The sequence below is a fragment of the Streptomyces niphimycinicus genome (genome assembly GCF_018883605.1).
GTDB lineage: Bacteria > Actinomycetota > Actinomycetes > Streptomycetales > Streptomycetaceae > Streptomyces > Streptomyces niphimycinicus.
The window spans coordinates 20,139-31,966 of the sequence record NZ_JAHLEM010000242.1; the positions used below are offsets into that span (position 1 = coordinate 20,139).

General features: G+C 72.0%; 10 protein-coding genes and 3 pseudogenes. 11 read left to right on the top strand and 2 right to left on the bottom strand.

Going from position 1 to position 11,828, the window contains the following annotated elements:
• Positions 1 to 59: 59 nt before the first annotated feature.
• Positions 60 to 1,514 (bottom strand): aminotransferase-like domain-containing protein, encoded by a 1,455-nt coding sequence (locus KN815_RS22185; RefSeq protein WP_216343689.1) that lies wholly within the window; start codon positions 1,512 to 1,514, stop codon positions 60 to 62.
• On the opposite strand from KN815_RS22185, the pseudogene KN815_RS22190 reads away from it, so the two are divergent.
• A pseudogene (locus KN815_RS22190) lies at positions 1,513 to 2,496 on the top strand (DMT family transporter); the annotation flags it as partial. The gene KN815_RS22185 and the pseudogene KN815_RS22190 sit on opposite strands and share 2 nt — an antisense overlap.
• 245 nt (positions 2,497 to 2,741) lie before the next feature.
• Entirely contained in the window at positions 2,742 to 2,948 is a 207-nt protein-coding gene (locus KN815_RS22195) for a DUF1918 domain-containing protein (protein ID WP_014056134.1), read from the top strand.
• A gap of 18 nt (positions 2,949 to 2,966) precedes the next feature.
• Here KN815_RS22195 and KN815_RS22200 read toward each other — a convergent pair whose 3' ends face one another.
• Positions 2,967 to 4,199: a glycoside hydrolase family 10-like protein gene (locus KN815_RS22200; RefSeq protein ID WP_216343690.1), complete on the bottom strand. Its 1,233-nt coding sequence runs from the start codon at positions 4,197 to 4,199 to the stop codon at positions 2,967 to 2,969.
• Positions 4,200 to 4,531: 332 nt separating this feature from the next.
• Between KN815_RS22200 and KN815_RS22205 the strand changes: the two are divergent.
• From KN815_RS22205 to KN815_RS22245, 9 genes and pseudogenes are all read left to right on the top strand, one after another.
• Positions 4,532 to 4,979, top strand: a pseudogene (locus KN815_RS22205) (WD40/YVTN/BNR-like repeat-containing protein); the annotation flags it as partial.
• Between the two features lie 154 nt (positions 4,980 to 5,133).
• A complete protein-coding gene (locus tag KN815_RS22210; protein ID WP_216343691.1) occupies positions 5,134 to 5,991 on the top strand; it encodes a 3-hydroxybutyryl-CoA dehydrogenase in 858 nt (285 codons plus the stop codon).
• Between the two features lie 409 nt (positions 5,992 to 6,400).
• Entirely contained in the window at positions 6,401 to 7,540 is a 1,140-nt protein-coding gene (locus KN815_RS22215) for a methyltransferase domain-containing protein (protein ID WP_253209160.1), read from the top strand.
• A 247-nt stretch (positions 7,541 to 7,787) separates the two neighbouring features.
• A complete protein-coding gene (locus KN815_RS22220; protein ID WP_216343692.1) occupies positions 7,788 to 8,972 on the top strand; it encodes a helix-turn-helix domain-containing protein in 1,185 nt (394 codons plus the stop codon).
• A 107-nt stretch (positions 8,973 to 9,079) separates the two neighbouring features.
• Entirely contained in the window at positions 9,080 to 9,676 is a 597-nt protein-coding gene (locus tag KN815_RS22225) for a hypothetical protein (RefSeq protein ID WP_253209161.1), read from the top strand.
• Positions 9,673 to 9,852 carry a hypothetical protein gene (locus tag KN815_RS22230; protein WP_216343694.1) on the top strand — a complete coding sequence of 60 codons (180 nt, stop codon included), beginning with the start codon at positions 9,673 to 9,675 and terminating at the stop codon, positions 9,850 to 9,852. The genes KN815_RS22225 and KN815_RS22230 overlap by 4 nt, the downstream gene beginning before the upstream one ends.
• On the top strand, positions 9,849 to 9,992 hold the full coding sequence (locus KN815_RS22235; RefSeq protein ID WP_216343695.1) for a hypothetical protein: 144 nt from the start codon (positions 9,849 to 9,851) through the stop codon (positions 9,990 to 9,992). Before KN815_RS22230 ends, KN815_RS22235 begins: the two co-directional genes overlap by 4 nt.
• 480 nt (positions 9,993 to 10,472) lie before the next feature.
• Entirely contained in the window at positions 10,473 to 11,375 is a 903-nt protein-coding gene (locus KN815_RS22240) for a phosphotransferase (protein ID WP_216343696.1), read from the top strand.
• 296 nt (positions 11,376 to 11,671) lie between these two features.
• Positions 11,672 to 11,749: pseudogene (locus KN815_RS22245) on the top strand (3-hydroxyacyl-CoA dehydrogenase family protein); the annotation flags it as partial.
• Positions 11,750 to 11,828 lie beyond the last annotated feature (79 nt).

The following is an 11,828-nucleotide window of genomic DNA, read 5'->3' on the forward strand; positions in this document are numbered from 1 at the left end:
GGGAAGGGGCGGGGAGGGGAACAGCCCGCCGCGGGCGGCAGGACCCGCACCGGACACCGCTACGCCCCCGCCAGCACCTCGCCCCACGCCGCGCTCAACCGCCGTACGCCCTCCGCCAGTTCGCCGACGCCCGCCACCGACGCGAAGCTCAGCCGCACATGTGGCGCGGGCGGTTCCGCGCAGAAGTACGGGCCGCCGGGGGCGACGGCGACCCCGGCGCGCAGCGCGGCGGAGTCCAGCGCGGTCTCGTCGGTGCCCTGGGGCAGCCGCAGCCACAGGTGGTAGCCGCCGGGCGGGACATACCGCAGCTCCAGGTCGGGCAGTTCGCGCCGGACGGCGGTGACCAGCGCGTCGCGGCGGGTGCGCAGCTCGGCGGCGACGTTGCGCAGATGGCGGGGCCAGGAGGGGGCGCCGACGAGTTCCAGGGCGGCCTCCTGGAGCGGGCGGGGCACGAAGAAGCTGTCGACGACCTGGATCGCGCGCAGCCGCCCCAGCGCGGGGCCGCGGGCGGCGAGCGCGCCCACCCGCAGGCTGGGCGAGGTGGGTTTGGTGAGCGAGCACACATGGACCACCACCCCGTCGGGGTCGTCGGCGGCGAGCGTGGGGGCCAGCGGGGGCGCGTCCTCGTGGACGAGCCGGCGGGCGAAGTCGTCCTCGACCACGAACGCGCCCGCCGCACGGGCGATCCCGATCACCTCGCGGCGCCGCTCGGGGGCGAGCATCGCCCCGGTGGGGTTCTGGAACAGCGGCTGGCAGACGAAGACCCGGGCGCCGGTCGCCCGCAGCGCCTCGGCGAGCAGCTCGGGCCTGACCCCCTCGGTGTCCACCGGCACCGGGACGGGGCGCAGCCCGGAGGCGCGGGCGGCGGCGAGCACCCCGGGGTAGGTCGGGGATTCGACGAGGACGGGCGCGCCGGGCGGGGCGAGGGCGCGCAGCGCGCAGGTGAGGGCGGACTGGCCGCCCGCGGTGATCAGTACGTCGGCGGCGCCGAGGGTTCCGCCCGGGCCGCCGATCTCGCGGGCGAACCAGGCGCGCAGCTCGGGGAGCCCCTCCACCGGGGGGCGCTCCCATGCCCCGGGCCGCCGTCCGGCGCGGGCCAGGGCGGCGGACAGCGCCCGCTCCGGCTGGAGCGAGGAGTGCAGATAGCCGTTGTTGAACTCCAGGATCCCGTGCGGTGGGGCGGCGAGCGTGGCCAGGACGCCGGAGGCGTCGACCGAGCGGCGCACCGGCTCGCCGGCCGTCTCCACGCTCAGCGCGACCTCCTGCCAGGAGGTGTCGCCCGGCCGTGGCGCCCCGGCCCCGGGGCGGTCGGCGCGGAAGGCACCGGCGCCGGGGCGGGTGACCACCAGCCCTTCGGCGGCGAGGGCGGCGAGGGCGCGGGAGACGGTGACCGGGCTCACCCGGTGGCGCTCGACCAGGACACGGCTGGACGGCAGCTTCTCTCCGGGTGAGTAGCGGTCCAGCTCCTCCCGCAGCGATTTCGCGAGTTCGGCCACACTGCTACGCTGTTCCATGACAGTACAGGATAGCGCTACTGACGACAGTGCGATAGCGGTGAGCGGCGGCCCCACCGGGGGCCGGGACGACACCGCCCGGGGCCGGGAGGACACCGCCCGGGCCCGGGACAACGCCCCGTCGCCGTCCGCCGCCCGCACCGGCACCGTGCTCGCCATGCTCGGCGTAGCCGCCTTCTCCCTGACCTTCCCCGGCACCGCCTGGGCGCTGACCGGCCTCGGCCCCTGGTCGGTGACCACCTGCCGGGTGGTGCTCGCCGCACTGATCGCGGGCGGCGCGCTGGCCGCCCTGCGGGTGCCGGTGCCGGACCGCCGTCACTGGCCGGGGCTGCTGGTCGTGGCGGCCGGGGTCGTCGTGGGCTTCCCGCTGCTGACCACGCTCGCCCTCCAGACCTCCACCACGGCACACGCGGCCGTGGTGGTCGGCCTGCTGCCGCTCACCACCGCCGCCCTCTCCGCCGTACGCACCGGGGTACGGCCCTCGCGGACGTTCTGGGCGGCGGCGCTGGCCGGGGCCGCGGTCGTGATCGCCTTCGCGCTCCAGCAGAGCGGCGGCGCGCCCACCACGGGCGATCTGTATCTGTTCGCCGCGCTGCCGGTGTGCGCGGCGGGCTATGCCGAAGGCGGACGGCTGGCCGGCCATATGCCGGGCTGGCAGGTGATCGGCTGGGCGCTGGTGGGCTGTCTGCCGCTGGCGTTGGCGGGCGCGGTGCTCGCGGTGTCGGCCGAGGACGTCCACCTCGGCGGCCGCGCGGTGGCCGGACTGCTGTGGCTGGCGGTGGGCTCGCAGTTCGTGGGCATGGTGGTCTGGTACCGGGGGATGGCCGCCATCGGGGTGACCCGGGCCAGCCAGCTCCAACTGGCCCAGCCGCTGCTCACATTGGTGTGGTCGGTGCTGCTCCTCGGCGAGAAGCTGACCCCCGCCGCCCCGATCGCCGCCGTGGCGGTGCTGGTGTGCATCGGGGTGACGCAGCGGGCACGGGTCCCGGCGGCGAGGACCGTACGGACCCCGGCGGCGGGCCGGGCACCGGGGCCCACGGCGGCGGACCGGATCCCCGAAACGGCGGACCGGGCTCCCGAAACGGCGGACCGGATCCCCGAAGCGGCGAGCCGGGTCCCCAAAGCGGGGGGACCCGAATCATCCCCCGGCGGGAGCAAACCAGGACAACCAGCCATAGACTGGCCACAGGGATCGCATTGCCCTCCAGCGGACAGGAGGTCACGCATATGGAGGCGACCGTAGGCGACAAGCTGCTGGTGCACGGCAGGGTTGTCGGGATTCACGATCGTGTAGCGGAGATCATCGAAGTGCTCGGGACCGACGGGGAACCGCCCTACCGCGTGCGTTACGAGGACGACGGACACGAGTGCCTGTTCTCCCCCGGGCCCGACTCGGTCGTCCGCCATCTGGCCGCCGGACCCGGGCAGCGTTAGCGAGCCCGGGGCCCCGGCTCAGCGGGGCGGACGGACACGATGGGGATAGTGGTCGGCGACCACACGCGCCATGGCGCCGTTGCGGTCGGCGGCCACTTCCTTGGCCGAGAAGTACACATTGCCGCGCACCTGCGGAAAGCCCTGGTCGAAGGTGAGGTGCCGGGACAGCTCCGCCGGGTCCTGCCAGGGCGCGGGCTGCGCCGGATCGCCCGCCTTGTAGAGCGCCTCGCCGATGTAGAGGTTCACCCCCGTGTCCCGGACCACCTCCGACCACCAGGGCACGAGCGCGGCGTAGTCGGCGGCGGCGAAGCCGATGTTCCAGTAGACCTGCGGGACGATGTAGTCGAGCCAGCCCCGCCGCACCCAGCCGCGGGTGTCCGCGAAGAGGTCGTCGTAGGTCTGCACCCCTGCCGTGGTGGCGGAACCCAGCGGGTCGGTGGCCTGGTTGCGCCAGACACCGAAGGGGCTGACGCCGAACCGCACCCGCCGCTTCAGCCGCTTGACGCGCCCGGCCGTCTCGTACACCAGCCGGTCGATGTTGTCGCGCCGCCAGGCCGCCCGGTCCGGGAAGCCCGCGCCGTGGCGTGCGTAGGCGGCGTCGTCGTCGAAGACCTGGCCGGCCACCGGATAGGGGTAGAAGTAGTCGTCCCAGTGGACGGCGTCGATGTCATAGCGCGCGACCGCGTCCAGCATGGCGTCCTGGACGAAGCGGCGGACCTCGGGCAGCCCGGGGTTGTAGTAGAGCTTCCCGCCGTACGGCACCACCCACTCGGGGTGCAACCGGGCCGGATGGGTGGGGATCAGCCGGGAGGGGTCGGTGTGGTTGGCGATCCGGTACGGGTTGAACCAGGCGTGCAGCTCGAGGCCGCGCCGGTGCGCCTCGTGCACGGCGGTGCCCAGCGGATCCCAGCCCGGGTCCCGGCCCTGGACGCCGGTGAGGCACTCGGCCCACGGCTCGTACGGTGAGGGCCACAGGGCGTCCGCCGTCGGCCGTACCTGGAAGACCACCGCGTTGAGCCGGCGGCGCACGGCGGTGTCCAGGAAGCTCAGCAGCTCGGCCCGCTGCGCGTCCGCGGTGAGACCCGGCTTGGACGGCCAGTCGCGGTTGGCGACGGTGGCCAGCCACATCCCGCGGAACTCGGGCCGGTGCCCACCGCCCCGCCCCTGTGCCAGCGCGTCCCCCGCGGTGACGGTGGCGGCCAGGGCTCCGGCGGCCGCCACCGTCAGACTTCTGCGCGTGATCCGACCCATGCCCAACTCCTCGCCTCGGTCGTGTCGCCAACGTAGCGCCGCCGCCCGCCACCGGCCGGGACCGCGGCCCCAGGAGGCCGTCACCCTTCCGGCCCCGGGCAGCCATCGCGCCGGAGGAGGCAACTCCCGCTGATGATGGGGCCCTTGTGGGGCGCCCGGCAATGCCTATCGCGAATCCGGGCCACGCAAGCCCAACCCCCCTTGAGGACCGCTTGACTTCACCCTTCTCGCACGGCCATCCGGCCGCCAGCATCGGATGACGCACGCATGGGAGCGCTCCCAAATAGCCTCGCCCGCAGGGCCCGCACCCCTCACTACCCCCACGTCCGGAGAGGATGGGCAACAACGACTCCGCCCCGCGGATCGCCTACTCGACCGACAACGGCGCCAACTGGTTCCAGGGCAGTGAGCCGTCCGGGGTCACGGGCGGCGGCACGGTGGCCGCGGCGGCCGACGGCAGCGGCTTCGTCTGGGCCCCGGAGGGCACCTCGGCCGTCTACCACACCACCGGTTTCGGCAACTCCTGTTCGGCGTCGAGCGGTATCCCGGCCGGGGCGGTGGTGGAGTCCGACCGCAAGAGCGCTCTACACCAGCGCGAAGATCGGCGGGGTGCGCGGCATCTTCCGCTCCACCGACGCCGGGGCGAGCTGGACCCGGATCGACGACGACGCCCACCAGTGGGGCTGGACGGGCGCCTCGATCACCGGCGACCCGCGCGTCCACGGCCGGGTCTACGTGGCCACCAACGGCCGCGGCATCCTGCGCGGCGACACCTCGTGACCGCGGTGTGAGAGCCCCGTGCGCAAGCCGGGGACGGGGGCGGGCCGGGGACGGGAATCCGGCCCCGGCCCGCCCCTCGCCGATAACCGGAGGGTAACGTCTGGGGCGACAGGGGGACGGCACAACGGACAGTTGGACCAGCGAAAGGCACGATGTGACCGACATCGAACGCGTCGGAGTGGTGGGCTGTGGCCAGATGGGTGCGGGCATCGCGGAGGTGTGCGCCCGATCCGGCCTGGACGTCATGGTCGCCGAGACCACGGGTGAGGCCCTGGAGATAGGGCGTACCCGGCTGACCAACTCCCTCGGCAAGGCCGCCGAGCGCGGCAAGATCACCGAGGAGCAGCGCGACGCGACGCTGGACCGGCTGAGCTTCACCACCGACCTGGGGGAATTCGCCGACCGTGACCTCGTGATCGAGGCGGTCGTCGAGAATGAGCAGGTCAAGACGGAGATCTTCCAGGTCCTCGACCAGGTGGTGACCCGTCCGGACGCGATCCTCGCCTCCAACACCTCCTCCATCCCGCTGGTCAAGCTGGCCGTCGCCACCTCCCGCCCGGATCAGGTGATCGGCATCCACTTCTTCAACCCGGCGCCGGTGCAGGCGCTGGTGGAGCTGATCCCGGCGCTCACCACCGGTGACGAGACCATCAAGCGCACCGAGGCGCTGGTCCACGACGTCCTGGACAAGCACGCCATCCGCGCCCAGGACCGCGCGGGGTTCGTGGTCAACGCGCTGCTCATCCCGTATCTGCTCTCCGCCATCCGGATGTTCGAGTCCGGGATCGCCAGCCGCGAGGACATCGACAACGGCATGGAGATGGGCTGCGCCCATCCGATGGGCCCGCTGAAGCTGGCCGATCTGATCGGCCTGGACACGATCGCGGCGATCGCCGACTCGATGTACGCCGAGTACAAGGAGCCGCTGTACGCCGCTCCCCCGCTGCTGCTGCGGATGGTGGACGCGGGCCGGATGGGACGCAAGTCGGGCTCGGGCTTCTACTCGTACTGATGCCCAGCGCTGACACCCGCTCGAAGAGGTAGCCCGCAGGTCTCCGCGGACATCAGTAGGGCGGCCATCCCGGACCACGGACAGCCGCCCCTACCGAGGATCGTGCCGTTCACGCGCACGGTCCGGCCGCCGGTGGGTGAGGGCAGTCTGGACGATGACGTGCGGGGCACGGGCCATACGCCCAGCCCGGTGCCACACCTCGGCGCGCGCACCCCCGGGCAAGCACCCGTGCGCCCTGCCGCACACCCCGAGCCCGCGCCACCATGGCCCTCACTTCAACGAGACGAGGGAGCGCCATGGGCAAGCACAGCGGCAAGCCGGACGTAGCCGAAGGCGACGGGCACAAGCCCGACAAGCCCATCCCTCCAGCCCAGCCGACCCCACCCGGGCCCCAGCCGAAGTAGGCGGCATGCTCACCGCGAACGGCCCAGCCGCACTCACCCAGATGCTCAGCCACGGCGGCCACCTCTCCGCCGACTGGCGCGGCCCATTTCTGCGCGTCGACCGTGCCCGGTTCATCCCTGACCGCATCTGGGTCCGCGGCGACGACGGCTACACGCCCCTCGACCGAGCCGCCGACCCCGACCGGTGGGAGCATCTCGCCTACGCCGACGAGGCACTGGTAACCCAGGTCGAGGACCCGCCCGACGCCGAGGTGGCGCGCACGCCGTCCAGCTCGGCGAGCATGCCGCGCATCGTCGCCCGCATGCTCGCCGCACTCCGAGCCGAGGACGGTCACCGCGTACTGGAGATCGGCGCGGGCACCGGCTACAACGCGGCACTCCTCGCGGCCCGGCTCGGCGACGAGCAGGTCACCTCGGTGGAGGTCGACGCCGAACTGGCCGAGCGGGCGCGCGCCAGCCTCGAGACCGCGGGGTACGCACCCGCCGTGGTCACCGGTGACGGCGCTGAGGGCTGGGTGGCGCGTGCGCCGTACGACCGGCTCATTGCGACCTGCTCCGTGCACGACGTGCCGCGCGCCTGGATCGAGCAGACCAAGCCGGGCGGGATCATCGTGCTCCCGTGGGGCACCACGCTGCGCAACGGCGTGCTCCTCCAGCTCACCGTCGAGCACTGCCCCGACGGACCTGTGGCATCCGGCCGGGTTGTGGACGACGCGGCGTTCATGTGGATGAGGGCACAGGCACCGCCGCGGGACGTCATGGCCATCGCCCGGGCCGGGGGCGAAACCCACGACAGCCACACCGGACTCGACCCGCACGTCCTCGGCAACGATGACGCCTGGTTCGCGGTCGGAGTGCTGGTTCCCGGCTGCCAGTGGGCTACGGGCCAGGGGCCTGACGGTGCGTGGACGCTATGGCTCGCCGACGCGGGCACCGGGTCGTGGGCGTCGGTCGACTACGAGCCGGACGCTGTCGAGTACGACGTGCAGCAGCACGGCCCGCGCCGGCTGTGGGCCGAGGTCGAGGCGGCCCACGCCTGGTGGGCGGATGCTGGTCGCCCGGCCCGCACGCAGTTCGGGCTCACGGTGACGCCTGCCGGTCAGCAGGTGTGGCTGAACGGCCGGGGCAACGCGCTGCCGGTGTAGGGGGCCTACTCGGCGGGGGCCGGCAGCCGAGTCTGGCCGCCGGCTCGACCGCGGCGTCGGCCCCGGGGCCACCCTGCTCGCAGAGCAGATGCAGCAGCGCCACGGTGGCGCGTGCTTCGGGCGAGGGCGTTTCGCCGTGTCAAGGAAGCGCGACGGCCCCCACCGAAACCCAGGCGGGGGCCGTTCAGCCGTACCGGCGGAGCCGACCGCGGGTACCGTTCTGATGTCGAGCAGAACGGAGTTCAGCATGCCACAGAGCATCGAAGAGCACACCGGAGTGCGGATCGCGAAGGCGCGCAAAACCCGCCATCTGACGCAGCGCGAGCTGGCCGACAAGAGCCACGTCTCGTACAGCACCCTGACCAAGGTCGAGCAGGGCAACTTGCCCGCCAGCCCTTCCGTCATCGGGGCCTTGGCCCGCGCCCTGTCCGTGCCCGTCTCCGACCTCACTGGACAGCCGTATATCCAAGAGCTACGCCATGACCAACTGGACGGCCTGATCCAGCCCATCCGCGAGGCCCTGGACGTCTACGACCTCGGCGCCGACCCCGAGGTTGCCCCCCGCGGGCTCGACGAACTGCATGGCGACACCGAACGGCTGTGCGCGCTGGTGCGCGCCACGGACCTGAAGACCGCTGCGGCCGAGCTGCCGGGGCTCATCCACGAGGCCACCGCTGCGGCGTACGCAGTGGGGGCGGACCGGGCCTGGCAGATCCTGGCTTCCGCTTATCGGACGGCGTACGACGTCACCACGAAGTTGGGCTACGCGGACCTGTGCACCGTGGCGCTGGACCGTGTGGAGTGGGCAGCACAGCGCGCATCTGACCCGGTGCTGAGCGGGATGCGCCAGTACATGCGAGCCCTGGTGTACCTGCGGGCGGCGCAGTACGGGACGGGTCAGCGGCTGATCACGATGGGGATGTCCACCATGGAGCAGGCGGCGCCGAGCCGTGAGCGTGACGTGGTGACCGGACAGCTCCACCTGGGTGCGGCAGTGCTGTCCGCCCGCAGCAAGGACGGGGCCGCCGCCGATGGGCACCTGGCCGAGGCTGATCGGATCGCGAAGCGCACCGGGGAAGCAGTGGAGACGCACTGGCTGGCGTTCGGCCCGACCAACGTGGGCGTCCACAAGGTCAGCAGCTTGGCCGAGCGGGACATGTACCCCGAGGCGGTCGAGGCGGCGGAAGGGCTGACGGTGCCGGACGACTGGCCGCAGTCGCGGCTAGCCCACCACCACGCCGAGGTTGCCCGGGCTCAGCTATGGATGGGCCGGACGGAGGACTCGTTCAAGAGCCTGCGGAAGGCGCGCCGCGTGGCTCCGCAGCAGACGCGATACCACCCGATGGTGCGGGAGACCTACGCCGGGCTGGCGCACGCCCGGCGGTCGATGCCCGAGACGTTCACCGGATTCGGCGCCTGGCTGGGCGCGTAACGGACCGTCAACCTTTGGCCGGGACTATCAGTCAGCTCTGATAGTTCCGGCCTTGTTGCGTCGGCACGATGTGACGGTCAGCACACAGACCGCGCATGGAGCCGACCATGACGACCAGAAACCTGCCCTGGCAGCCGCCGAACGCCGACGACATCGAGGCGTTACCGGTGGGCAAATGGTGGGACGCCATCTCCGCGCCCACCCCTGTCGCCGACCGCGCCCTGGAACTGCTCGGCCACCGATCCGGCGCCGTGATCCAGGACGACACCTACGGCAAGACATACTGGCTGATCGGCATCGACACCGCCCGTAGCTGGTGCATGCGCCAGATCCGCGTCCTCACCGAACTCGCCGACGAAGGCACCCTCCTCGGCGTACCGCCCGCGTCCTGGGTTAGTGGCCACTCCTCGTACTGGCGCGTCCCGTTCCGTCTCGACCGCTGCCTCACCGACACCCGGCTGCTTCACGACGCCTTGGCCCAGGCCGTCAGGGAGATCCTCGGCCCGACACCGGACGGCCGGCAGCTCTGCCACCGCTGCCAACTGCCCACCGAAGAGCCGGTCCTGGTAACGATGGAGCACAGCGGCAGCGTCGCCGGCGCCACCGTCTACGCCTGCCCCGCCCACGCCCGGGACTACCCGGCCGACGCCGTGACCCAGGCCGCCGCCATGCGCCGTGCCCTCGACCGAGGCAGGACCCGATGACGGCCCCCGAACCCATCGCCGACCCGCGCGCCGATGGGTCGTGGCGGGCGGCCATCGAGCACGCCGCGGGCTGCCCGGCCTGCCGGACGCCCGGCGCCGTCTGCTCGGAGGGTGAGCGGCTGTTGCACGCCCACGAGGAGGCCACTCGGCAGGCCCGCGCAGGAGGCCCCGGATGAGGCACCGTCGCCAGACCCCTGCCTTACGGGCCGCGCTGCTCGCCTTCCGCGCCGCCCACCTGGGCCTTCTGCTCGGCGCGATTCCCGCGTCGGTGGTGCTCGCGGTCTACCTGTGCGTCGCGGCCGACCCGTACCGATAGACCGGGTGGGCTGCTGGGCTCCGGGCCCCCGCCGGAGCGCGCGACCAGCGGCCCACCCTCCAAAGCCCCTGCCGGTCGGCTTGCCGAGGCGCGGCCGTCGACCGCAGGGCAGGGACTCCGGCCCCGGACGGGGATCGTGGAGGCCGGAGTCCCACACGGAGAAGCCCCCGCCTCGGCCGCCCACTTGCCGAGGCCCGGCTCGCTCGCATCTCCAGATTCGCCCTTCGGCCAGCCCCTCGGGGCCAGGACAAGCTGTCGAGGGCGAGCACAGGCCAATGCCTACCACGCCGAGGGCGCCCTTGACACAAGTGGTGCGGCCCCGAAGCCTTCAAAACCTGATGCGGGGCAGGAAGGGACCCAGTAGCGTCCGAGCCGTGGCTTGATCTCCGTGCCGTCAGCCCTGGCTGGCGCTGAAGCGTTCACTCCGTCGCTGTCGGTATACCGACAGCGGCTCGTTTGATGTGCCGAGGAGATCACACCATGTCCGAGAACAACGTGCCGGACCGCGCTGATGTGCGCATCACGAGGGCTGTTCTGCGAGAGGCGAACTACGCACACGACACCCAGTTCCTGCTGGACCACCGATTCGACGATGGGGTTCAGTCAGGTGCCTGGCGCCTGACCGACGAGACTGGTCTGCAGGCGGTACTCAAATGGAGTCTTGACCGCGGCTGGGCCCCACAGATCGAGCGTGCCGCGGCGGGGGTGGCAAAGATCCGCGCGGCCGGATACCCGACCCCGGCATGGCTCGCTGTCGGTACCAGCACCGACGGCTTCGGCTATCAGGTTCAAGAACTCGTACCCGGCCACAGCCGACGCCAAGTGGGGGCACGCGAGGCCCAACTGCTCATCGACGTCCTGGAGATGCACGCTGGCCTCGATCCCGATCCACAACGGTGCTGGTCGCAGTTTGTGACGGCCCGCATGGCCGACCGAGCCGCAGAACTGCGACAGCAGGCAGCGAAGACCGGCCCAACCGGACTCGCCCTGGCCAACGCGTGCGGACGCCTCCTGGCTGCCTACGGATCGGGCACCTTGCCCACCGGTGACCTGGTCCACGGCGACTTCCGGCCCGCCAACATCCTCTTCCACGACGCCCATGTCAGCGGCGTCATCGACATCGAAGCGCTGGGCAGCGGCACCAGAGTCTTCGACTACGCGACGCTCCTGAGCGCCGACGGCATCACTCCGGAGGCGATCGAGTTGCTCTGTACCGCTGGCGAGCAGGTCGCAGGACGTGGCGCGCTGGCCTACTGCTTCGCCCACGTAGCCCTCGATCTGGCTGTCTTCGTCCACCAGCGAAACCTCCGACCAGGCATCGAGAACATGGGCAAGCTCCTTGCACGTGTGGCCATCCTCCTGAACCGCGCGGATGGAGCCTAGGGAAGACACCCCCTCTGCAGATCCTCAGATGAGGGCTGGCCCATCAGCCTCGGGGTTCGAAGACGGACATCTAACTGACGGGCGAACGCCATTCCACGTTGACCAAGGCAACAGCCTGGGGAGCAAAGAGCGTCACTGGCCGTTTTCAATCAAAGATCCTCGTCAACGTCGCACTTCTCAGCGAGCTTCTCCTGAGTGAGGTTGCGCCAGGTCCGCAGTTCGCGGGTCGCCGACGGCCCTGCGGCGGGCAAGGATCCAGTCGGGCGGCGGGGCGGACGGCACTCGTCAACGGTCGAGCTCCCCCGCTGCTGCTGCGGATGGTGGACGCGGGCCGGATGGGACGCAAGACGGGCTCGGGCTTCTACTCGTACTGAGCACGCACCGGACGCCGTCGCCTCGTACCCCTCCTCGTCACTCCGAGTCGTCGAGGTCGCGGCCCGCGTCGGCGCCGAG